Below are 23012 nucleotides of genomic sequence, written 5' to 3'. Positions count from 1 at the left end.
CCCCGGGCGAAGACCCGGGACCTATTGCACCGCGCCGTTCGAGTGGAGGTATCCATGGGCCCCGGCTCTCCGGCCGGGGAAGTGCGGTGATACTTGAAAGCTAGGCGCCCGGCCCCTTAGGTCGTTCTCGCGTCAGCCGGTCTTCCATCGCGGGGCAAGGCAAGGGTGAAGCCCGCGCGCCTACGCCGCCCCTGCCTTCGTGCCATCCGGCACCAACCCGTCCTTCGCGCCATAGGTCTCCTGGTACGACGCCAGGAACGCATTGAGCGAATCCATACCCGACACCGCCTTGGCCACCTGCGTGAACTCTGCCGGCGACGGGGCGCTGATCTGGCTGGTGACGAAGTCGAACATCGCCCATTGCGGGGAATTGGCCATCTGGTCGCCATACTTGGTGCGGAGGCGCGAGAGCCCCAGCGCGTCGTTGCCCAGTACATAGCCCACCGCTGCCTTGACGATGGCCATGCGGCTGGCCTGCGGCATCGGCTCGCCGGTCGGAGGGGCGGCATAGAGCGCTTCCATGAGCTCGGCCGACTTGGTGTAGCGATGCGCCTTCCAGTGGGCATCGGCCCGTAGCAGATCGACGTCGCGCCCGTTCATGCGCGAGAGCATGTCGAGCGCCAGGTCGTCGCGCCCGGCATCGATCATCGCCCGCGCCTCGAGAATGCGGCGCTGCCGCTCGAGCGTCGGCGCCAGGTCGGCGAGGCGCGTCTTGTTGAGCACCCGCAGCGCCGCTTCCGGATCGCGGTTGGCGACATAGATCACGGCGAGGTCGGCGCCGACCTGCGCCTGCGCCACGCCCTTGAGGCGGCTGTCGATCTGGTATTGCAGCAGTTCCGCCGCCTGCGCCAGGAGATCGACCTTGACCAGCCGGCGCGCCAGGTTGCGGATCATCTCGTCGCCGCGCGCGCCCGGCGGGGTCAGCTCGCGGAAATCGTAGAAGAGGCTCAGCGCATCCACCGGCTCCAGCGCATCGGCGCGGCCGTTGAGATAGAGGTCGGCAAACTGCGTGGCCGCTTCGTCGGCAAGGCCGTTGGTCGCGGAACTGTCGCCATGGAACACCGAAGCCTGCTTGGCCACCTCGAACCCGGCGCGATATTCGCCACGGTCGAAATAAAGCTCGGCCAGAAGCTTCTGCATCTGCGCTTCCAGCTCACCGCCACGCCAGAGCATGGCCTCGGCCGCCAGCGTCTTCACCGCCTTGTCGGCGTCAAGATTTCCCTGCTGCTTGAGAATGGCGAGCGTGCGGTAAACCGCCTCGGCGCGCGACGGACGATAGTCGGCCGCGATCACTTCGCCATAGGCATCCAGCGCCTGGTCGTTGCGGCCCATCAACTCGTCGACGCGGCCGGAAAGAAGGCGTAGCTCGCTCACCTGCTCGGGTTCGAGCCGGGCGACGTCGACCATGCCCAGATAGTGATTGGCCAGCGACTCGTCACTCGTTTCTACTGACGAGCGGATCGCCGCCAGCAGGAAGCGCGAGCGCACCCAGGCCGGGTAGCTTTCAAGCCCAGCCTCGGCGCCGAGGGAATCGCCGCGCGCGCCACGGAAGTCGCCGCTCTCCGTCTTGGCGATCGTCCGCCACAGCAGCGCATCCATGTCATCGGCCATGCCGTCGGAATTGAGCACTTCCAGCGCGTCCTTGGCGCGGCCGGATTCGGCATTGGCGATGGCCGTGGTGAACTGGAGCTGCCGCTTGAGCGAAGCATCCACCAACCCCTCATCCATCACCTGCAGCACGCCCAGCGCCTCGAGCCCGAACCGGTTCGCCACGAGATATTGCGCCAGTTGCAACCGCGCCGCATCGCGCGCACGGCCATCCGTGGCCGAGGTGTCGTTCATCAACTGGTCGCGGTAGCGCGTGAAGACGAGCGGATTGGTTTCCTGCAACGCGGCGAGATCGATGAAGCTCTCGCGGCTGGTGCCGTCGCCGAAATCGACCGCGCGGCGGCTGTCGATCGAGGAAACGGTAAGGCCGGCGGGGCTGTGGATCACGGCGAGCCGGGAATCGATATCGACATCCAGCCCCTCGCGGTTCGGCCGGATCACGAGGCCATGCACCGAGCGCAGCGCCGAGAAATCGACAAACGCCTGGTCGCGCGTAACGCCACGTGCCGGCGGGTAAGCTGTGATGACCGAGAGCGTATCGCCAACCACCGGGTCGATGAATTCATGCACCTTGCCCGGCCGTTGCAGGTCGGCGGTCATCTCGTAGAGCCCCTCGCGGTCGAGGCGGCGGTTGAGCGCCAGGGGCTCGGTCGGGGTCAGCAGCACATCGCCCAGCGAGAGCACCCAGGCCTTGCCCTGCGAGCCCAGCGTTGCAAGCCGATCACCATTGAGTTCGAGCTTGATCACCTGCGTGTCGCCTGAGGGCACGACGGTAAAGCTGCGGGCGATGGCGTCGAACCCCGGATTGGCCGGCGGCGGATTGATGCCGGTCATGGTGTCGAACACCATCCAGAGCGAGTCGCCGCGCCGGAAGACGGCAGCCGGCGTATCCTGGTCGAACGGGAAGACCAGCCGGACGGTCGAGCCCACGGCGGCAAAGAACGGCGTGATGCTGGCCGGCGTCGGCCCCACCACTGGCACGTTCTCGTCCTGCTCGCTCGCCACCGGCGCCTTGGGCCGGCTGGCTTCGAGAAGCGCCGCTGCATCGATCGGCTTGACCTGCTGCGGATCCTGCACGTCGAGATCGACGATGAACTGGCGGTCGGACGTCGCATAGAAGCGGGGCGTCACGCCCTCGGTGATACGGAACTTGATCTCGCTGCCCGCCGGGCTGACGAGATTGTCGACGGCCTTCATCTCGGCGGGCATGTCGGCCTTGAGCTGCCAGAGTTCCACCGGCACCGGCCAGTTGAACGTGAGCGTGGCGATATTGCTCATATCCATCGAGAAGGAGGCCTTGGTATCGGCCGACCAGTCGAATTGCAGGCGCGTGAAAGTCGGATTACGGCCGACGCGCAGCGCCGCCGCCGGCTTGATGATCGCGGCCTCTTCGGCCAGCCGCTTCTGCTCGGCAAGCTTGGCGGCCTCTTCGGCCCGGCGCGCCAGGTCGGCGATGATCTCGGGCGGCAGCGAAGGCGGCATACCCTGCCAATTGGCCGGCATCAGGTCGAGGAAGAGCTTTTCGCCCGCTTCCATCGGGTTGAAGTTGAGCTTGGTCCGCAGTGCAAAGCGCACGCCGCGCCCGTCCGGGTCGACGCGGCCAACTGAAATGAAATCAGGCAGGATCTTGGTGACGTCGGGCAGCGCGATGTCGATGGGTTCGTCGAACGTGACCGCAAGCACACCGTTTTCCATCTTCACCTGGTGCTTGGGCATCTCGTAGAGGCCTGGAAAGCTCAGGATCATCCGGCCATAGCCCTGCTCGGCCGTAACGAAAAGCTGCGCCTTGTCCGCCGCCCATGCCGGAATGGAAAACGCCACCAAAAGCGAAGCCGCCACCGCGCACTTCACAACCGCGCCGGCAAAAGCCCGCCCCACATACGCACTCACTGAAACTAACACTGCCTGACCGCGCCCAGATTTACCCATGCAAATTAGCGGCTTGGACTTAACGGGGCGCTAAAGGGGAATGTGGGGTTGCGGGAGAGGTGGGAAGTGGGGAGTGGGCATGAACCCGCATCTCTTTCCCCAACACCGCACTTCCCCGGCCGAAGAGCCGGCAACTGTAATTCAGGTTGCGAAGCGTGTTCGGGTTTTCATCATGGCGTTGATGGTGACGAGGAGCTTTCTGGCGAGGGCGACGAGGGCAGGCTTGGGTGGTTTTCCGGCCTGGCGCAGGCGGTGGTAGAAGGCGTTGAGAGGCGATTGTGTTCGCAAGGATGCGACGGCGGCCATGTAGAGGGCCTGGCGGACGCGGCGGCGGCCACCGCGGATGGAGCGCTGTCCGCGCCGTAGGCCGCTATCGTTGTTGAGCGGGGCCAACCCGGCCAGGGTGGCGATCTGCTTGCCCGAGCGCCGGCCCAGTTCGGGCATCAGGGCGGCCAGGACAGAGGCGGTGACCGGGCCGATGCCGGGCACCGAGCGGATCAGGGCCTGGTCCTGTGCCAGGGCGGCATCGCTGCCGATCTGGTTCTGGATTTCGACCTCGATGGCGGCGATGGCCTGGTTGAGGCCGGCCAGGTGCCGGTCCAGGTCGGCGCCGATGAAGGGATCGGTCATCTCGATCCGGCGCTGCTTTTCCTGGGTGCGCATGGCCACCAACTGGTCGCGGCGGCGGCTGAGCAGGCCGAGCCGCTCGCGTCCGGCCTCGGGCAGCGGGTCGGCCACGAGGCGCAGGGCCCGGCCCATTTCGGCAAGCATGGCCGCATCGAGCGCATCGGTCTTGGCGAGCTGGCCGCTGGCCCGCGCAAAGTCACGGGCCCGCAGCGGATTGACCCGGACATGGCCGATCCCGGCCAGCGCCAGTCCGGCGCGCAAGCTCCTGTCGTAAACCCCGCTCGCCTCCAGCACCACGAGAGTGCCCTCCCGCTCCAGCGTGGCGGCGAATGCGGCGATGGCGTCCATCGTGTTGGCGATCCGCTGCACGCCCTCCCCGCCGGAAGAGGCGATATCCAGCCAGGCTTTCGAAACGTCGATTCCAATCCAGGTCGGTGATAGGGTCATGGGCCTGTCCCTGTGATCCGAGGTCCGTCTCAAGCGGCCTCGTGCAACTGTTCAGGTGTTTGTCAAAGCGGGCGGGGACCCGTGCCGGCTCTCGGTCTTTAAACCTGGGGCCCAACGGTCTCCCGCCCGTACCCAATATGGCACAGCACAATTACACAGGGGCCCACGGATACCTCCACTCGAGTGGAGCGGTGCAATGGGCCCCGGGTCTCCGCCCGGGGAAGTTCCGTGGTTGGGGGAAGTGAGTAGTTGGAAAGCATGCCCGCCAGCTCATTCTCCCCCTAAAGCACCCAAACAAAAGGCGGGCTTTCGCCCGCCTTCCGACTGCCTCCAGAGCAGAATTCCTATTGTCCGACGATCTGCGGCAGTTCCGCATTGAGGTCGGTGCTGGCCATCGTCGTCGGCTGCGTCACCGGGTTGACGGCGGCTAGCTTGACGGTGAGCACCTGGGCCACCGTGGGGTTCATCTTGGCCATGATCGGGGCCATCTTGCGCGGATTGATCGCCTTGGCCACGCGCAGCAGCACGTCGATATCGAGCGCATCGAAGATCTTGGCCGCATCGGCCGGCTTCATGTTCTCGTACATCGAGACCAGACTCTTGAACTGCGCCTCGTCGATCGACTTCTGCTGGTCGACCAGCCCGTTGATACGCGCCTCGATCGCCTGCAGCGCCGCGGTGCGCTCGGCAAGCTTGCGCTCGGCGGCCTCCACCAATTGCTGGCGGGTGGCGAGTTCGCCTTCGATGCCATTAAGCTCCGAACGGCGCTCGGCCAGGCGGTTGAGAATGGTCCGCTCGGTTTCCCCGATCTGCTGCCCTTCGGGCTGCGCGGCGGGAGCTTCGGCGGTCATGTCCGGCGCACCGGTCGCAATGGCCTCCTCGGCAGCCGGAGCTGCGGCGGATTCAGCCCCATGCTCGCCCTCCGTGGCGGGAGCCGGAGCCCCCTCCCCGTGCCCGCCGGCAGCGGCAGGCGCGGCGAGCGGCATGGTGGGAGCGCCGTCCGAGAGGGTCGGCGCCTTGTCCTCGAGCGTGGGCTCGGGAGGAATTGTAAGCGTCTCGCCCGACGCCGGCTCCGCCGCGCCGCCACCGGCGGCAACCGCGGAGCTCGTGCCTGTCAGCACATAGCTGCCACTGGTAACCAGCCCGATCGTCTTGAACGCCAGCAGCGCCAGCGAAGCAAAGACCACGACCGGGAGAAGTCGGATCGATTTCACGCTGCGTTACCCCGCATGCGCTCGTGCGTTGCCAGCGCCTGCAGAGCCGACTTCACCAGGCTGGGCTCTTCGGCGCGGGGCTCGGGCTCCAGCGACTTGGAATGACGCGCGGCGCTGGTGAACTTGGCCACCCGCTCCATCAGCGCCTGGCCGGCATTGATGTGGCTGGCCAGCTCCACGCCGAACCGCTCGGCCTCTTCGAGGCGGGCATTGAGCGTCTGGTCCGTCTCGATGGCCGTGACCTTGAGTTCCTTGATCGCCGCATTGGCGAGATTGGTGGCCTGGACGAGGTCGCCCACCATCTGCCTCAGCGCATCGCGGTCGCCATGCAGGCGCTTGAGGCGCGCATTGAGCACCACGCAATAGCCGATGGTCACCGCCAGAAGAATGGCAACAGAGCCTTCAACGAGAAGCCCGAAAGTCATTTCTCAAATCTCCCCCGCTTCGTCGATCGCCTCGAAGGCCGCCATCGTCACCTTGGGCGGGTTGAGAGGCCGGATCGTCCGAACCGAAACATTGTTTCCAATATGCCCCATGATCGCCTGCGTCAGGTCGATATTGCCGCAGCGCAGCTTGACCGGATCGGAGGGGCTCCGATCGAACATGATGGTTTCCCCGCGCGAGAGGCCGAGCACGCGCGAAAGCGGCAGGTCCATCTCGTGCAGCACGGCTTCCACATCGACGTCGGCCGCATAAATCTCGGTGGCCAGGTGCCCTTCCCAGATCGGATCGCGACCGAACTTCTCACCCATGAAGTTCTGGAGAAGCTGCTCGCGGATCGGCTCGATCGTGGCGTAGGGCAGAAGGATCTCGATCTTGCCGCCGCGATCGTCCATCTCGATGCGCAGCTCGATGAGGATCGCCGCATGTGCCGGCCGCGAAATAGCGGCGAAGCGCGGATTGGTCTCGACGCGTTCGAGCTTGAAGTTGATCTGCGTCAGCGGCTCGAAGGCCTTGTGGATGTCATCGAGGATCACCTCGATCATCCGCCGCGCCAGCGCCATCTCGATGGTCGTGTAGGGCCGGCCTTCGACGCGCACGGCGCTGCCGATACGGCGGCCGCCGAGCAGCACGTCGATCATCGAATAGATGAGGCTGCTGTCGACCGTGAGGAGCCCGAAATTATCCCATTCCTCGGCCTTGATGACCGAAAGGATCGCCGGCAGCGGAATGGAATTGAGATAGTCCCCAAAACGCACCGAAGAGATCGATTCCATCGACACTTCGACGTTGTCCGAGGTGAAATTGCGCAGCGAAGTCGTCGACAGCCGCACCACGCGGTCGAAGACGATTTCGAGCATGGGCAGGCGCTCGTAGCTCACCAGCGCCGAGTTGATCAGCGCCTGGACGCCCGAAAGCTCGACATTGCCCGCCGCATTGGCGTCGAACCCGAGCAGGCTGTCGATCTCGTCCTGGTTGAGCACGCGGTCCACGCCGTCATCGGCAGCAGCGGCGGTGCCATCGTTCTCGAGCATCGCGGCCCATTCGGCCGAAAGCCCGGAATCACTGGAATCGGACGACGCGCCTTTGGTGATCTCGTCGAGATTCCACTCGTCCGAAATCTTGTCCTTGTCGTTCGGCCCGGCCATCACTGCACCAGGAGTTCTTTGAAGAGAACGTTCTCGACCTGCGCCGGAGCGATGGCGACGTTGACGCGCCGCAGCAGCTCTTCCTTGAGGCGATAGATACCGGCCGAGCCTTCGAGGTCGCTCTTGCGCAGCTCGCGCAGATAGACCTGGAACGCGTCGATGACCTTGGCCATGCGCGGCTGGATGGTCTTCATCATCTCCTCATCGGCCACTTCGAGCGCGATGGTGAGCTTCATGAAGTTCTCGGAACCCTCCGGGCTCGACAGGTTCACCGTCATTTCCGGAAGATTGAAGATGAAAGTATTGGGAGCGACCGCTGCCGAGGCGGTGCTTTCCACCGTCTCCTTAGGCTTGTTGGCGAAGAGGAAGAAATAGCTTCCCGCGCCAATGACGATCACGGCGGCCGCAACGCCCGCGATCAGCATGATACGCCCGCGACCCTTCTTCTTGGTCGCGGCGGACGCAAGTGCGCCGTCTTCGATTTCGGCTTCCGCAGCCATAGTCAGTGTTGCCCCCGAGCCCCTGCCGCCAGGCGATTCCAGCGACCCGTTAACCTTTGCGGGAGCTTGGTTAACGAACCGTTACTTTTGCCCTCCAGACCGGCAGAAATTGCCGGGCATTTTCTTCCCCGGGCAAATTCTCACCGCCTTTTCGCAATCTGCGATGAGGCCGTCATTCCGTTGTATTTGCTGCACTTTTCGACTTGGCACGCTTTCTGCAGTTAGGTTTGCGGGCCTGCCGGCTTGGGGAAGCAGGGTCGGTCCGAAGTTATTAACGGGGTACCGCGCCATGGAAAATGCGCAGCTCATCAGTCTGTCCAAGCAGATCGCCTTGCAGCGGCAGATGGATGTCGTGGCCAACAACCTGGCCAACATCAACACCACGGGTTTCAAGGCCGAGAACATCCTGTTCGAGGAATACAAGAGCCCGACCGCCCGCGACCGCGACTTCGCCTTCAAGGACCAGATCCTCTCCTATACGCAGGATTGGGCCACCGTGCGCGACATGACGCAGGGCGCGTTCCAGCAGACCGGCAACCCCTTCGACCTGGCCCTGGCGGGTGACGGCTACTTCGCCGTCCAGACGCCGGCCGGCGAACGCTACACCAAGTCCGGCTCGTTCCAGCTGGCCCCTGATGGCACGCTGGTCGACCTCTCGGGCAATCCGGTGCTCACCGAATCCGGCCCGATCAAGTTCACCGGCGCCACCGACGACATCACCATCAATGCCGATGGCTCGATCACCACCTCGCAGGGTGGCCGCGGCAAGCTGCGCGTCGTGGAATTCGCCGACGCCCAGGCCATCGAGCACACCGGCGGCAACCTCTTCACCGGCACCGGCGCCAATGCTGCCGCCAATACCCGCGTCATCCAGGGCGTTGTCGAGAAGTCCAACGTTTCCGGCGTCTCCGAGATGGCCGAGATGATCCGCGTCTCGCGGGCTTACGAAAGCCTGGCGAGCCTCATGCAGCAGCAGAACGATCTGCGCCGCACTGCCATTCAGCGCCTCGGCGACACCCAGGCCTAAAGGAGTTACCCGATGAAAGCGCTCTATATCGCATCGACCGGCATGGCCGCCCAGGAACGCAATGTTGAAGTGATCTCCAACAACATTGCCAACATGCGCACCACGGGCTTCAAGCGCCAGCGTGCCGAGTTCCAGGACCTGCTCTATCAGACCTACCGCCGCGCCGGTTCGCAGACCTCCGACCAGGGCACGCTCGTTCCTGCCGGCATCGAAGTCGGCTCGGGCGTGCGCACCGTCGCCACCCCGCGCATCATGAGCCAGGGCTCGATCGCCCCCACCGAGAAGGATCTCGATATCGCCGTGCGCGGCGAAGGCTTCTTCATGATCCAGCTTCCCGACGGCCGCACCGCCTATACCCGCGACGGCTCGTTCGAGCGCGACGACACCGGCCAGCTGGTCAACGTCAACGGCTACCAGGTGCAGCCGGGCATCACCATTCCCGACAACGCCACCGACCTTGCGATCTCTGCCGACGGCATCGTCGAGGCCAAGCTCCCCGGCCAGACCGCCGCCACCCAGCTCGGCCAGCTCCAGCTCGCCCGTTTCGTCAACAAGGCGGGCCTGGAATCGGCCGGTGACAACCTCTTCCTCGAGACGGCCGCCTCCGGCGCCCCGCAGATCGGCACGCCGAACGTGGACGGCACCGGCAACCTCATGCAGGGCTACCTCGAAGCCGCCAACGTCAACTCGGTCACCGAGATTGCCGACCTCATCGCCGCCCAGCGCGCCTACGAAATGAATGCGCGCGTGATCTCGGGCGCCGACGAGATGATGCAGTCCACCTCGCAGATGCGCTGATAGGCGATGATCATGTCCCGCAACCTCCTCAAAAGCCTGGTCGCTGTCTCGGCAAGCCTCGTGGCGCTTTCGAGTGCCATGGCTGCTCCGACCCTCAAGGCCGACGTGCTGGTGAGCACCGCAATCGTCACCGTGGGCGACATGTTCGATGGCGCCGGGCTCCAGGCCGAACAGGCCATGTTCCGCGCCCCTGCCCCGGGCACTGCCGGCACTGTCTCGATCGAAGCCATCCGCGCCGCCGCTCTTAAGGCCGGCCTCACCGAGTTCGACGCCGAAGGCATCGACAAGGTGCGCGTCGCCCGCCAGGGCACGGCGATCGACGAGACCATCCTCACCGATCTCATCGCCGCCGATCTCAAGACCCGTGGCATCCTCAACCCGGGCATGAGCGCCCAGGCGCTCTTCGACACCATGCTGCCGCATGTGAATGCCGATGACGCCGCGAGCCCCGCCAAGCTCGTGACCCTGCGCTACATGCCCGCCAGCGGCGCCTTCGCCGCCCGCTTCGCCGTCTCGGGCGTCGACAAGCCGCTCGACGTCACCGGCCAGATCAACCTGATGATCGAAGTCCCGCATCTCTCGGCCAATCTCGGCGCCGGCACCATCCTGTCGCCGACCGATGTCGAGATGAAGCTGGTGCCGCTCAAGTTCGCCGAAAGCTCTGGCTTCACCAGCGTCGACCAACTCATCGGCAAGACGCTGCAGCGCCCGAGCCGTGCCGGCATGATGCTCAAGGCCACCGACGTGGCCGACCCGGAAGTCGTGACGCGCAACCAGGCCGTCACCGTCTACTTCCGCAACGGCCCCATGACCCTGACGGTCAAGGGCCAGGCCCTCAATTCCGCAAGCCTCGGCCAGCCCGTGGCGGTCCTAAATTCCCTGTCCAAGAAGGTCGTGAACGGCGTGGCCACCGCAAGTGGCGCCGTCGAGATCAAGGGCGGCCCCGTCAACGTTGCCGGGCTCTAAGGAGTAACGAGAATGAACGCTTTCAAGATCGCGACCATCGTCGCCCTCACCTCGCTCCTCGGCGCCTGCTCCACCATGGACCGGCTTTCCCAGGTCGGCCAGGCCCCGCCGCTGACGGCCATCCAGGACCCGACCACCACGGCCGGTTATCAGCCCGTCTCCATGCCGATGCCGCAGGCCATCGAAGACACCTACCTGCCGAACTCGCTCTACCGCACATCGGCCAAGGGCTTCTTCAAGGACCAGCGCGCCCACCGCGTCGGCGACATCCTGACCGTGCTCGTAACCATCGACGACCAGGCCCAGATTTCCAACCAGACCGCCCGCGGCCGCACCTCGACCAACACTGCCGGCGTCGGTGGCGTACTTGGCTCGATCTTCAACGGCATCGCCCCTGACGTGGACGCCAAGGCTGCCGTCGACACGACTTCCGGCATGAACGACAAGGGCACCGGCTCGGTGAACCGCAAGGAAAACATCGAGACCTCGGTCGCCGCCGTCGTCACCCAGGTCCTGCCGAACGGCAACCTCGTGATCGAAGGCCGCCAGGAAGTGCGCGTCAACTTCGAGGTCCGCGACCTCATCGTCTCGGGCATCGTGCGTCCGGAAGACATCCGCGCCGACAACACGATCCCCTCGACCAAGATCGCCGAAGCCCGCGTGGCCTACGGCGGCCGCGGCCAGATCACCGACGTCCAGCAGCCGCGCTACGGCCAGCAGGTCCTCGACGCGATCCTGCCCTTCTAAGACTTCCTGCCGCTGCACAATTCCCCCATCGTGCGCAGCGGCAGCCGGCTCCAGAACAGAGCCAAACGGCGCAGCCCCACACCCCGTGGGCTGCGCCTTTTAGTTTTGGGTGAGCTAAAAGACTCCGCCCTACCCCCGAGCGGGAATATCGAACGCCTTCACCGAAGCCGGCCGTTCCGACGCCCGCTTCATCCATTCCATCGTGCGCGGAAACGACTTGAACCCGATAACCGGGTCGGCCTCGTAGAACATCTGCAGGTTGCGCACCCAGGGGAACGTCGCCACGTCGGCGATCGTATACTCGTCCCCCATGATCCACTGCCGCCCATCGAGCCGCGCTTCGAGCACGCCCATCAGCCGCTTGGATTCGGTGGCATAACGGTTGAGCGGACGCTTATCCTCCCATTCGCGGCCGGCATATCTGTAGAAGAACCCGACCTGCCCGAACATCGGTCCGACCGCGGCCATCTGGAAGAACACCCACTGCATGGTCTCGTAGCGCTGCGCGGGATCGGTCGGCAGCAGCTTGCCGGTCTTCTCGGCGAGATAGATGAGGATGGCGCCGGATTCGAAGAGGCCGAGCGGCTTCCCGTCCGGCCCGTTAGGGTCGATGATGGCCGGAATCTTGCCATTGGGGTTGAGCGAGAGGAATTCGGGCGTCCAGCTCTCATCCTCGCCGATCTTGACCAGGTGCGGCTCGTAGGGAAGCCCGATTTCCTCGAGCATGGCCGAAACCTTCACCCCGTTCGGCGTCGGCAGCGAGTAGAGTTGCAGGATATCCGGATTGCTCGCCGGCCAGCGCTTGGTGATGGGAAAGGCAGATAGATCGGCCACTTGAAGACTCCTTGAAAACGGCAGCAACCATGACCTGTTGCCGACCGTCTCCGCAAGGCCCCTTCCCTGTTGCCCCGCCCGAGCCTACCTATGCCTCATGAGCGAACGCACCGAACACTGGCAGACCGTCTACACCACCAAGAAGGAAGATGAGGTGAGCTGGTTCGAAACCAGCCCCGAAATCTCCCTCGCCCTCATCGGCAAGGCCAGTGGCGGCAAGCCCGCCGACATCGTCGACATCGGCGGCGGCGCCTCCCGCCTCGTCGATGCTCTGTTGCCCGAACACGACGTCACCGTCCTCGACCTTTCCGCAGCCGCCCTAGACGCCGCCCGCAACCGCCTCGGCGCTGTTGCCGAGAAGGTCGATTGGGTCGTCTCCGACGCCACCCGCTGGCACCCCACCCGCGCCTTCGACGTTTGGCACGACCGCGCCGCCCTGCACTTCCTCACCGACCCGGAAGACCAGCGCGCCTACGTCGCGGTCCTCAAATCCGCCCTCCGCCCCGGCGGCACCGCCATTCTCGCCACCTTCGCCCCCGACGGCCCCGAAAAATGCAGCGGCCTCCCGGTCGCCCGACACGATGCCGACACTCTTGCGGCTCTGCTTGGCCCCGGCTTCAAGCTGCAGGAAACGCTACGCCACACCCACAAGACCCCATGGGGCAGCGAACAGCGTTTCCAGTATTCAGCATTTAAGCGCGAGGAGAGCTAATTCGTGCCCCATCGTCTCCCTCCCCCTTGCGGGGAGGGGACAGGGGTGGGGGTAAGCCCCAAACACCGCCTCCCCGTTCCCCCGCCGCCCTCCATCCGCTAAACCTACCGCCATCACTTTCCGGAGCTATCCATGTCCTTCCAGAAGCTCGATGAACTCGGCCACAAGCTCGAATCCCTCGAACACGCCCTTTCCATCCTCGGCGCCGACGAGGCGACGCATATGGCCTCGGGCGGTGGCGAGAAACGGGCCGAGGCCATGTCGAACCTGGCCGGCATGTATCACGAGCAGGCCACTGCCCCCGAAATCGCCGACTGGATCGCCGATGCCGAAAAGGCCGAGCTGACCGAGGACGGCGCGCGCGCCCTGCGCGAGTTCAAGCGCAGCTACACCAACGCCACCTGCCTCCCCACCGAATTCGTTCGCCGCCGCACCCAGGCGACCATGCTCTCCGAGCAGCTCTGGCGCGATCTGCGCGCGAAGAACGACTGGCAGGGTTTCCGCCCCGCCCTCGAAGGCGTGGTCAAGCTCGTGCGCGAGGAAGCGCAGCTGCGCGCCGACGCCCTCAAGCTTGCGCCCTACGACGCCCTGATGGATCAGTACGACCCCGGCAACCGCGTCGCCAACGTCGCCCCGGTCTTCGAGCGCCTCAAGACCTTCCTCAAGGGCTTCCTGCCCGAAGCCCTTGCGGCGCAGAACCGCCGCCTCACCGAGCGCCCGCTAAAACCCTTTGCCGGTCCCTATACCGTCGAAAAGCAGCGCGATCTCGGCCTCGCCGCCATGGCCGCCGTCGGCTTCGATTTCGACCACGGCAGTCTCTCGGTCTCGCACCATCCCTTCTGCGGCGGCGTCCCGTCCGACGTGCGCATCACCACGCGCTACCGCACCGACGAATTCCTCTCCTCGCTCATGGGTGTCCTGCACGAAACCGGCCACGCCCTCTACGAACAGGGCCTGCCGCCCGAATGGGCGCACTGGCCGCTCGGCAAGGCGCGCGGCATGGGCGTTCACGAAAGCCAGAGCCTGTTCGTCGAGATGCAGCTCGCCCATACCCGCGAATTCTGGGAATTCGCCTTGCCGCTCGTCCACCAGCACATGGGCCACGACGCCATGCGCGGCTGGGAAGTCGATGACGTGCTCAACCGCGTGAACCATGTCGAGCGCGGCTATATTCGCGTCGACGCCGACGAAGTCACCTACCCGCTCCACGTCATCCTGCGGTTCGAGCTGGAACAGGACCTCGTCAACGGCAAGCTGGAGGTCGCCGACCTCCCCGAGGCCTGGGACGCCAAGATGAGCGAATATCTGGGCCTTTCAACCCTGGACAACCCCAAGGACGGCCCGATGCAGGACGTCCACTGGCCCGGCGGCGCCTTCGGCTATTTCCCCTCCTACACCCTCGGCGCCCTGATGGCCGCCCAGCAATGGGCCGCCCTCGAAAAAGCCGTCCCGACCGTGCGCGACGACATCCGCCAGGGCAACTTCGCCCCCCTCAACGACTGGCGCCGCGAAAACATCTGGCTCCAGGGCTCGCGGTGGTCGACACCCGAACTGATGGAACGCGCGACTGGGGAAGCGCTGAACGCGGACTATTTCATCGCTCATTTGAAGAAGAGGTATGGGGCGTAAGGGGCAGGTTACGGGGCTGGGATTTCCAGTCCCGTCCCCCACCGCATTCCCAAGCCGCGCCACTTACCACCGCACACCGCCGCACTTTCCTCACCCCGGCGCTTCCTCACCCCGAACCTCCGCACCTCGCCACCAGTTCGCCTCTCCACCAGCACGCCTCCGACTAGCGCGCTTCTCCACCACGGAACTTCCCCCACCACTGCACTTCCCCGGACTTGATCCGGGGCCTATTGCCCCCCTCCACCCGAGTGGAGATATCCGTGGTCCCCGGCTCTACGGCCGGGGAAGTACGTGGTTGGGGTAAGCGCGGATGACAGCAGCACCACCCCCTCTCCACCTCAGTCCGCTCCCCCTCGCCGTACGCCGCCCCTTGCCATCCCGCTCCCATCTCCCTATGTTCCGCCCAACCGCAACACCCACAGGACGGCGCCTTATGGATTCCACGTTGAACGACTGCCTCATCCGCATCGCTCACCAGGAATCCCGTATCAATGCCCTCCTCCGTTGCCCTCAATTCCGTCAGCTATTCAACGCCTGACGGCCATTTCCTCTTCCAGGACCTGAACCTTGCTTTCGGCCCCGCCCGCACGGGACTGATCGGCCGCAACGGCACGGGCAAGTCGACCATCCTCAAGCTCATTGCCGGCGAATTGCAACCTGCCTCGGGCGAAGTGGTCGTCTCCGGCACCGTGCGCATGCTGCGCCAATCCGTGCGCGTCGATGGCCAGGCCGTGGCCGATATCTTCGGCGCCAGGGACGAGCTGGCCCGCCTCGCCCGGCTCGAAGCCGGTGAAGGTTCGCTCGATGATGCCGCCGAAGCCGACTGGCTGCTGCCCTCGCGTCTCGAAGCCGCGCTCGAAAAGGTCGGTCTCCCCGATCTCACGCCCGAACGTCCGCTCTCGACCTTGAGCGGCGGCCAACGCACGCGCATTGCCCTGGCCGCGCTCATCTTCGACGAGCCGGACATGATCCTCCTCGACGAGCCCACCAATAACCTCGATGCCGATGGCCGTGCCGCGGTCGCCGACGTGCTGCGCAACTGGCGCGGCGGCGCCATCGTCGTCAGCCACGATCGCGACCTGCTCCGCCAGATGGATGCCATCGTCGAGCTCACCACGCTCGGCGCGCGGACCTACGGCGGCAATTACGACCATTATGCCGAGCGCAAGGCCCTCGAACTGGCCGCCGCCGAGCAAAGCCTGGCCGCTGCCGAGCGCAAGGTCGCCGAGATCGACCGCAAGGTGCAGGCCGTGCGCGAGCAGAAGGCCAAGCGCGACGCCGGGGGCGCCCGCAAGGCCGCACGTGGCGATATCCCGAAAATCCTCCTCGGTGGCAGACGCGAAAATGCCGAAAACACCTCAGGCGCCCAGGCCAATATCGCCGGCCGCCTGCGCGACGACGCCGCCCGCGAGGCCGCCGACGCCCGTGCCCAGGTCGAAATCCTTCAGCACGTCTCGATCCGTCTCGCCCCGTCCGGCCTATCCGCCGGCAAGACGATCCTCGAAGCCCACGACCTCGCTGGCGGCCCCGATCCCGAAAAGCCCATCATCCGCAATTTCAACCTGACGATGATCGGCCCCAAGCGCCTCGCCATCACCGGCGCCAACGGCTCCGGCAAGACCACGCTGCTTCGCCTCCTCACCGGCAGCCTGCCCCCGGCATCGGGCACGGTGCGCATCGCCGGCCGCTACGCCATGCTCGACCAGACAGTGAGCATTCTCGACCCACGCCTCACGATCCGCGACAATTTCCGCGCGCTCAATCCGGACGATGACGAGAATGCCTGCCGGGCCGCGCTTGCCCGCTTCATGTTCCGCGCCGATGCCGCCCTGCAGGAAGTCGGCACGCTCAGCGGCGGCGAAACGTTGCGCGCCGGCCTCGCCTGCACCCTGGGCGGCACCCGCCCGCCCGAACTCCTGATCCTCGACGAGCCGACCAACCACCTCGACATCTCCTCCATTGAGGCTGTCGAAGCCGGTCTTCTCGCTTATGACGGCGCCCTCATCGTCGTCAGCCACGACTCGGCATTCCTAGAGGCCATCGGCGTAACCCGGACGATCACGCTCTGATCAGAACCAGAAGTACCAGAAGAGCGCGATCTCCCGGGTGCCCGGCATCTCGCCGCGATAAAGATCGGCGTCGAACCCCTTGAGCACGAATCCCTGCCGTTCATAGAAGCGGCAGGCGGCGACGTTGTTGCTCTGCGTTTCGAGCCGCACGCCCGGCAACCCCTGCGCTCGCGCCCAGGTCTTGGCCGCATCGATCAGCGCCGCCCCGACGCCGGAGCGTCGCACGGCGGGATCGACGGCAAAGCAATCGATGAGCCCCAGCCCGGTCCAGTCCAGCCCCACGATCACCACGCCCGCGACCGCATCGCCGAGCAGCGCCACGAACCCGACCTGGTCGAGGCTTCCTATGGCATCGCGCAGATCCTCACCCGCCTCGTGATAGGCCTTGCGATAGGGCGTCACCGCCTTGGGCAACAGGCGGATGCCGGCCTCGTCGGCCACGACCGAAAGCTCCTCGCTCACCTCGAACGAGGCATCTATCGCCGCAGCGGCGGCAAGATTTGCATGGTCAAGGTGGACGATCTGCAGCATGGCGTCTCTTTCGGAAAAGAAAGGGCCCGCGCGAAGGCGGGCCCCTGAATTGATGTTCGGCGCTGCGGGCTGCGACTTACTCGTCGCGGTAAACCTTTTCGCGGCGCTCGTGCATTTCCTGCGCTTCCAGCGACAGCGTCGCGATCGGGCGAGCGTCGAGGCGGGCGATACCGATCGGATCGCCGGTTTCCTCGCAATAGCCGTAGGTCCCGTCTTCGATACGCTTGAGCGCCGCATCGATCTTGGAGATCAGCTTGCGCTGCCGGTCACGGGTGCGCAGTTCCAGCGCGCGATCGCTCTCCGAGGAGGCACGATCGGCCATGTCCGGGTGATTCTGGTTCTCTTCCTGGAGATTCTCGAGCGTCTCCCGGCTTTCGCGCAGGATCTCCTCTTTCCAGTTTTCGAGCTTGCGACGGAAGTACTCCCGCTGGCGCGGGTTCATGAACGGCTCGTCTTGACTGGGCCGGTAGTCTTCTAGGTCGGCAACAGATGACATTCCTTGGACTCAACTCCAATGCGCCCCTGAGGACGGCCTATATAGTGAACAGGCCTTTGCCCGGCAAGCACGGATCGTCAATCACGATAAATCGTGAGTGGATTAGGGCCGATCGGCGTCATTTCGTGATGTCGAAGGCCCTAGAAAGCCGGGTACTTGCCCAGTTTTGCCAGCTCGACCCGCGCCCGCAGCTCGATGTCGTCGATCAGGGCGTCCAGTTCGGGGTCACATTGCTCGCGCGCCTGGCCGATCAGGGCCATCAGCTGGTTGAGCCGGCTTTCCCCGACCCTGCCCAGCAGCAGGTCGGCCTTGATGGCTTCGAGCGTATCGAGCAGCGCCCGGCCGCGACGCACCGTCTTGCGGCGCTTGAGCACCGGATCCTCGATGGCCTGGAGGGCCAGCAGCGCATCGATGCCCGCAGTCGGGCTCGTCGCCCGCGCATTGGCAACACGGGGCATCTCCCCCATGTCCGGCTGGAACACCGCACCGGCGGAACCCGAGCGGCCCACGCCTGCCCTGGCCCCTACGCCCGCCGTCCTCGAATAGCCTTCAATACGCAAATCGGTCTCGCTCGTTTCCTCCCCGGCAAATTCTGCCCGTTTGGGTTAACAACGCCTTAAGTCGCCCGGCAGGAATTGCCGCTTTTCGCTTCCCGCGCAAAATAATCTCGAAAAATCGTAGAAAAATCAGGCCGCTACGAACTTGGCACGGTTCTGGCAATGCCTTCCCCGAGTAATCGCCGCCCATGGGGATGGGTGGCTCCGAACGGGGAACGAAAATGAACAAGAAGGCACTGAGAAGCATCTTCGCCGCGCTGCTGTCAGCGGCGTCGATCCTTGCGCCTTTCGCACCGGCCCACGCCGCCACCGCGCGCATCAAGGACATCGTCAATATCGAGGGCGTCCGCGACAACCAGCTGGTCGGCTATGGCCTGGTCGTCGGCCTCAATGGCACCGGCGACAGCCTCAATTCATCTCCGTTCACCAAGCAGAGCCTCCAGGCCATGCTCGAGCGCCTGGGCGTCAACACCCGCGGCGAATCCGTCCGCACGGCAAACGTTGCCGCCGTCATGGTCACGGCAAACCTGCCGGCCTTCTCCACCCAGGGCTCCAAGATCGACGTCTCCGTCGCCGCCATGGGCGATGCCGGCAGCCTCCAGGGCGGCACGCTGCTCGTCACCCCGCTGCTCGGCGCCGATGGCGAAGTCTACGCCATCGCCCAGGGCCCGGTGACCATCAACGGCTTCAAGGCGCAGGGCGATGCCGCCACCATCATCTCCGGCGTCCCCACGACCGGCCGCATCTCCTCGGGCGCCATCATCGAGCGCGAAATCGGCTTTGAGCTCGGTGCCCAGCGCACCCTGCGCCTTGCGCTCCGCAACCCCGACCTCACCACGGCCCGTCGCGTTGCGCTCTCGATCAACGATTTCATCGGCGTCCCCACGGCCACTCCCGAAGATCCGTCCACCGTTCGCGTCACTCTCCCCAAGGGCTTCAACGGCAATATCGTCGACCTTCTGACCGACGTCGAACAGCTCGTCGTGGAAACCGACGCCCCGGCCAAGGTCGTGATCGACGAGAATTCCGGCATCATCGTCATGGGCCGCGACGTGCGCGTCTCGACCGTTGCCGTGGCCCAGTCCGGCCTCACCGTCACCATCGCGGAAAACCCGACCGTGGTGCAGCCCCTGCCCTTCTCGGACGGACGGACGCAGGTCCAGCCCTCGACGAACCTCAACGTCAACCAGACCAACAGCGAGCTGGCCGTCGTTCCGGAATCCGTAACACTGCAATCGCTGGTCGATGGCCTCAATGCTCTTGGCATCACCCCGCGCGACCTCATCGCCATCCTCCAGGCCATCAAGGCCACCGGCGCCCTCCAGGCCGAAATCCAGGTGATGTGATGAACGTCTCAGGCCTCTCCAACACCGCCGCCGCCCCGCATACCGACAAGCTGCGCGCGCAGGCGACCGAACTCGAAGGCGTGTTCATCAACACGCTGCTCAAGGAAATGTTCTCCTCGATCAAGACGGACAGCGCCAGCTTCGGCGGCGGGTTCGGCGAGGAAACCTGGCGCGGCATGCAATCGGAACAGCTTGCCGACTCCATCGCGCAATCGGGCGGCCTGGGTTTGGCCGACCAGATCATGGATGGCCTCCTGCAGATCCAGGAAGCCTCCCGCAACACCTCTCAAGTACAAGTACCAGTTAACGGAGCCTATCGCTGATGTCCGCCGCTGACCGCCTCGCCGCTCTGGACGAGCTTCCCGCCACCGAATTGTGCGCCCGTGCCGAAACGGCTCTCGATGCGCTGGTGACCATCATGAACGAGGAAACCACGCTCCTGCGCGCCGGCAGCTTCCGCCAGGCCGGCGGCCTCACCCCGGAAAAGACCCGGCTGGCCCAGGACTACGTGACCTACGCCCGCTCCGTGCAGCGCCAGATCACGCGCCTCCGCGAAGAAGCGCCGGCCGAACTCGAGCGCCTCCAGGGCGGCCACGAGCGCCTCGCCACGCAGATGGCCGAAAACCTCAAGGTCATCGCCAGCGCCCGCAACCTCACCGACAGCCTCCTCACCGAGACCGCCGCCATGGTTGCCTCGCGCGAACGTACCAAGACCTATGACGAAACCGGCATCATCCCGCCGTCCAGCAAGGTCACCGCCGGCATCGCGGTCCGCAAGTCGCTCTGACCGCTACCGTTCAACGAAATATCGACGCCCGCTTCGGCGGGCGTTTTCATTTTCCGGTCTCGATATCGTAAAATTTGAGGCAAATCGCGCCCTCTTTTCCAAGGGCCGCCTAAGCAATTCTCCCTAGCGTCGATTCCCAAAGTGCAAGTGGCCCAGGAAAAGAGCCCATGACCGCCAGGATCGCGCCCGCACCGGTTTCGATGTCGACCATCGGGCCGGACGAAAGACAGCAACGCCGCCAGCCACAGCCCCAGCTGGACGACAACGCCCAGCAGGAGGCCACCAAGCGCTTTCACGCCCTGCGCAAGAAGGCCAAGGCCCTGGCCGCCGCCGTCGACACCGACGAGTCCCTGCCCGCCTCAACGCTTTTCGCCGTCACGCTTTTCGCCAACGGCATGCGCCAGAGCGGCCAGCAGATCGACCTGCCCCTGCGCCGCGACCAATGGGCTCCGCCCGATTCCGGCCTGCGCCTGCGCGACAAGACAATCTAGCCAGCAACACATCGATAGAACCGGCAGGGTCTCTCTCCCTTTTCGGGCGAGGACAGGAACGAGGGTGAGCTCGAAACACCGCCCTCGCCCGCCATGCTCATCGCTCGCAATGCATTGGTGCGTTTAACGGATTTTTATCGGCTGGCTCTCATAGTGACCGCACGCCTCAGAAAGAGGCCGTAGCCAACTCGGATACCCAGAAGGAAGACAATATGTCCGATATCAATCTCTCGAAGGCAATTCGTTCGAATCTGCTTTCCCTCCAGAACACCGCACAGCTGATGGGTCGTACGCAGGAGCGTCTGGCCACCGGCAACAAGGTGAACTCTGCCCTCGACAATCCGACGAACTTCTTCACCGCCTCCTCGCTGAATGCGCGTGCCGGTGACATGGGTAACCTGCTCGATGCCATGTCCAATGGCGTCAAGACCCTCGAAGCTGCGGACAACGGCCTCAAGTCGATCACCAAGACCCTCGAGTCCATGCAGTCCACGCTCCGTCAGGCGCGTCAGGACAAGACCTTCATGACCTCGTCGCTCGAAGTCGGTAGCGCTGCTGGCAACATCACCTTCTCGGGTGGTTCGTTCGGCAACATCTCCCGCTCGACCGCACTGCAGAACACCGCTCTGACCAGCACCGCGATCGGCCTCAATGCCGCTCCGGCCGCCGGCACTGCCGGTACTGCTGGCACTGCTGCTACGGCTGGCACTGCTTCCTTCACCTTCGGTGCTGGTGGTACGCTTGACGCCGCTGCTACCCTCGACTTCACCGTCACCATCGACGGCACGGCTCACAACCTGAGCTTCAACTCCACCGAGTGGACCGCGATCGCCAACGACGCCGGCAACTTTGCCGCCGCCATCACCACCAAGCTTGGTACTGCTGGTAGCGCCTCTGCTACGGGCAACGCGATCACCATCACCTCGGGCACCACGGGCGCGTCGTCCACGGCGTCCATCGCTGTCGCCACCATCGGCGGCACCGTCGGCACCTCCACCCTGACCCCGACGCTGGCTGGCCTGAACGCCGCCGTCGCCGGTACCGGTGGCGCCGATGGCGTTGCTGGCACTTCCGGCCAGCAGGCCTTCACGTGGGGCGGCAATGCCATCGACGTGAACAAGGATGCCAAGATCGCGTTCACCGTCACCGTCGACGGCAAGGATCAGAAGGTCGAGATCGGCCGCTCTGACGTCCTCCGCGCCGGCAATGGCGATGGCAAGATCGACAACGCAACCGAGTTCGCCGCGATCCTGTCGACCAAGCTGGACGGCGCTGCCGCCACGGCTTCGGGCAACGCGATCACGGTCAAGTCGACCACGACCGGCACCACGTCCACGATCGCCATCGGCGCTGCCACTGTCACCGGCATCAACTACAACGCCGATGAACTCGTGCAGAAGATCAACTCGGACTCCAACCTGCAGGGCAAGGTCCGTGCGTCGAACGACAACGGCAAGCTCCGTCTCGAGAACCTGTCGACCCAGGATCTGAACGTTGACGGCGTGTCGTCCTCGGGCACGATCGATGGTACCTCGACGGGCGCCAACCAGATCCTCGGCAACGCCGTGCGTTCGGGCCTCTCCGGCCAGTACAACGAACTGCGCGACCAGCTCGACAAGCTCTCGGATGACGCTTCGTTCAACGGTATCAACCTGCTCCGTGGCGACAACCTGAAGATCACCTTCAACGAAACCGGCACCTCGGCCATCGATATTCACACCAAGAATAACGAGAGCCTGAACGCCGCTTTCCTGAAGATCGAGAACATCGACTCCAAGGACCTGGACTCCGACGCCGGCATCGACAAGATGCTCGACACCCTGAAGGAAGCCCTGAACACCGTTCGTTCGCAGGCTTCGACCTTCGGTTCGAACCTCTCGATCGTTCAGAACCGTCAGGACTTCACCAAGTCCATGATCAACACCCTGGAAACCGGTGCAGCGAACCTGACCCTGGCCGACAGCAACGAAGAGGCCGCAAACCTCCTCGCCCTGCAGACCCGCCAGTCGCTGTCCAACTCGGCTCTTTCCATGGCCGCCCAGGCGGACCAGTCGGTCCTCCAGCTCCTGCGCTAATCGCCAGGCTGGGTCATCTGAAGTTGAGGAAGG

22 protein-coding genes are annotated in these 23012 nt (G+C 64.9%); 12 read left to right on the top strand and 10 right to left on the bottom strand.

All coding sequences use genetic code 11. The features are described from left to right. Positions 1 to 180: 180 nt before the first annotated feature. The 6 genes from JNE37_RS16395 to JNE37_RS16370 all read right to left on the bottom strand — a co-directional run bounded on the left by JNE37_RS16395 (position 181) and on the right by JNE37_RS16370 (position 7914). Entirely contained in the window at positions 181 to 3447 is a 3267-nt protein-coding gene (locus tag JNE37_RS16395; protein ID WP_203063862.1) for a tetratricopeptide repeat protein, read from the bottom strand. 231 nt (positions 3448 to 3678) lie between these two features. Next, positions 3679 to 4611: an IS110 family RNA-guided transposase gene (locus JNE37_RS16390; protein ID WP_203063860.1), complete on the bottom strand. Its 933-nt coding sequence runs from the start codon at positions 4609 to 4611 to the stop codon at positions 3679 to 3681. A 344-nt stretch (positions 4612 to 4955) separates the two neighbouring features. After that, the gene (locus JNE37_RS16385) at positions 4956 to 5825 is read right to left on the bottom strand and encodes a MotE family protein (RefSeq protein ID WP_203063858.1); all 870 of its coding nucleotides are present in this window, start codon (positions 5823 to 5825) and stop codon (positions 4956 to 4958) included. After that, positions 5822 to 6250: a DUF6468 domain-containing protein gene (locus JNE37_RS16380; RefSeq protein WP_035028961.1), complete on the bottom strand. Its 429-nt coding sequence runs from the start codon at positions 6248 to 6250 to the stop codon at positions 5822 to 5824. The genes JNE37_RS16385 and JNE37_RS16380 overlap by 4 nt, the downstream gene beginning before the upstream one ends. A gap of 3 nt (positions 6251 to 6253) precedes the next feature. After that, positions 6254 to 7414: a flagellar motor switch protein FliM gene (fliM, locus tag JNE37_RS16375; protein ID WP_035028957.1), complete on the bottom strand. Its 1161-nt coding sequence runs from the start codon at positions 7412 to 7414 to the stop codon at positions 6254 to 6256. Further along, a complete protein-coding gene (locus tag JNE37_RS16370; RefSeq protein WP_035028954.1) occupies positions 7414 to 7914 on the bottom strand; it encodes a flagellar basal body-associated FliL family protein in 501 nt (166 codons plus the stop codon). The genes fliM and JNE37_RS16370 overlap by 1 nt, the downstream gene beginning before the upstream one ends. A 289-nt stretch (positions 7915 to 8203) precedes the next feature. On the opposite strand from JNE37_RS16370, the gene flgF reads away from it, so the two are divergent. The 4 genes from flgF to flgH are packed head-to-tail and all read left to right on the top strand — an operon-like array spanning position 8204 to position 11452. Beyond that, positions 8204 to 8941 (top strand): flagellar basal-body rod protein FlgF, encoded by a 738-nt coding sequence (gene flgF / locus JNE37_RS16365; RefSeq protein WP_035028951.1) that lies wholly within the window; start codon positions 8204 to 8206, stop codon positions 8939 to 8941. A gap of 12 nt (positions 8942 to 8953) precedes the next feature. After that, a complete protein-coding gene (gene flgG / locus JNE37_RS16360) occupies positions 8954 to 9739 on the top strand; it encodes a flagellar basal-body rod protein FlgG (protein ID WP_035028948.1) in 786 nt (261 codons plus the stop codon). Between the two features lie 12 nt (positions 9740 to 9751). Further along, on the top strand, positions 9752 to 10705 hold the full coding sequence (gene flgA, locus JNE37_RS16355) for a flagellar basal body P-ring formation chaperone FlgA (RefSeq protein ID WP_152571799.1): 954 nt from the start codon (positions 9752 to 9754) through the stop codon (positions 10703 to 10705). Positions 10706 to 10717: 12 nt separating this feature from the next. Continuing rightward, positions 10718 to 11452, top strand: coding sequence for a flagellar basal body L-ring protein FlgH (gene flgH, locus JNE37_RS16350; protein WP_035028942.1), 735 nt, complete (start codon positions 10718 to 10720; stop codon positions 11450 to 11452). A 129-nt stretch (positions 11453 to 11581) separates the two neighbouring features. Here flgH and JNE37_RS16345 read toward each other — a convergent pair whose 3' ends face one another. Further along, positions 11582 to 12286, bottom strand: coding sequence for a glutathione binding-like protein (locus JNE37_RS16345; protein WP_035028939.1), 705 nt, complete (start codon positions 12284 to 12286; stop codon positions 11582 to 11584). A 97-nt stretch (positions 12287 to 12383) separates the two neighbouring features. Here JNE37_RS16345 and JNE37_RS16340 point away from each other — a divergent pair, with 97 nt between their 5' ends. The 3 genes from JNE37_RS16340 to JNE37_RS16330 all read left to right on the top strand — a co-directional run bounded on the left by JNE37_RS16340 (position 12384) and on the right by JNE37_RS16330 (position 16696). Further along, positions 12384 to 12998: a class I SAM-dependent methyltransferase gene (locus tag JNE37_RS16340; protein ID WP_203063856.1), complete on the top strand. Its 615-nt coding sequence runs from the start codon at positions 12384 to 12386 to the stop codon at positions 12996 to 12998. 132 nt (positions 12999 to 13130) lie between these two features. Further along, positions 13131 to 14627: a carboxypeptidase M32 gene (locus tag JNE37_RS16335; protein WP_203063855.1), complete on the top strand. Its 1497-nt coding sequence runs from the start codon at positions 13131 to 13133 to the stop codon at positions 14625 to 14627. Between the two features lie 491 nt (positions 14628 to 15118). Then, the gene (locus tag JNE37_RS16330; protein WP_203063854.1) at positions 15119 to 16696 is read left to right on the top strand and encodes an ABC-F family ATP-binding cassette domain-containing protein; all 1578 of its coding nucleotides are present in this window, start codon (positions 15119 to 15121) and stop codon (positions 16694 to 16696) included. Here JNE37_RS16330 and JNE37_RS16325 read toward each other — a convergent pair whose 3' ends face one another. The 3 genes from JNE37_RS16325 to JNE37_RS16315 form a co-directional block, all read right to left on the bottom strand. Continuing rightward, positions 16697 to 17227 (bottom strand): GNAT family N-acetyltransferase, encoded by a 531-nt coding sequence (locus JNE37_RS16325; protein WP_203063852.1) that lies wholly within the window; start codon positions 17225 to 17227, stop codon positions 16697 to 16699. It lies immediately after the preceding gene. A gap of 76 nt (positions 17228 to 17303) precedes the next feature. After that, entirely contained in the window at positions 17304 to 17723 is a 420-nt protein-coding gene (gene dksA, locus JNE37_RS16320) for an RNA polymerase-binding protein DksA (RefSeq protein ID WP_035033491.1), read from the bottom strand. A 140-nt stretch (positions 17724 to 17863) separates the two neighbouring features. Then, entirely contained in the window at positions 17864 to 18283 is a 420-nt protein-coding gene (locus tag JNE37_RS16315; protein ID WP_035033488.1) for a flagellar assembly protein FliX, read from the bottom strand. A gap of 218 nt (positions 18284 to 18501) precedes the next feature. On the opposite strand from JNE37_RS16315, the gene JNE37_RS16310 reads away from it, so the two are divergent. The 5 genes from JNE37_RS16310 (at position 18502) to JNE37_RS16290 (ending at position 22979) form a co-directional block, all read left to right on the top strand. Next, on the top strand, positions 18502 to 19626 hold the full coding sequence (locus tag JNE37_RS16310) for a flagellar basal body P-ring protein FlgI (RefSeq protein ID WP_081840554.1): 1125 nt from the start codon (positions 18502 to 18504) through the stop codon (positions 19624 to 19626). Continuing rightward, positions 19626 to 19949, top strand: a complete 324-nt coding sequence (locus tag JNE37_RS16305; RefSeq protein WP_052015286.1) for a rod-binding protein — start codon at positions 19626 to 19628, stop codon at positions 19947 to 19949. The genes JNE37_RS16310 and JNE37_RS16305 overlap by 1 nt, the downstream gene beginning before the upstream one ends. Continuing rightward, positions 19949 to 20413, top strand: coding sequence for a hypothetical protein (locus JNE37_RS16300; protein ID WP_035089043.1), 465 nt, complete (start codon positions 19949 to 19951; stop codon positions 20411 to 20413). Before JNE37_RS16305 ends, JNE37_RS16300 begins: the two co-directional genes overlap by 1 nt. A gap of 167 nt (positions 20414 to 20580) precedes the next feature. Next, on the top strand, positions 20581 to 20904 hold the full coding sequence (locus tag JNE37_RS16295) for a hypothetical protein (RefSeq protein WP_203063850.1): 324 nt from the start codon (positions 20581 to 20583) through the stop codon (positions 20902 to 20904). Between the two features lie 212 nt (positions 20905 to 21116). Then, positions 21117 to 22979 carry a flagellin N-terminal helical domain-containing protein gene (locus JNE37_RS16290; protein ID WP_203063848.1) on the top strand — a complete coding sequence of 621 codons (1863 nt, stop codon included), beginning with the start codon at positions 21117 to 21119 and terminating at the stop codon, positions 22977 to 22979. The last annotated feature ends 33 nt before the right edge of the window (positions 22980 to 23012 follow it).

Source organism: Paradevosia shaoguanensis (assembly GCF_016801025.1).
GTDB classification, from domain to species: Bacteria; Pseudomonadota; Alphaproteobacteria; order Rhizobiales; family Devosiaceae; genus Paradevosia; species Paradevosia shaoguanensis.
Note: the sequence above shows the minus strand (reverse complement) of the source record. Positions and strands in the feature narration are given on the sequence as shown.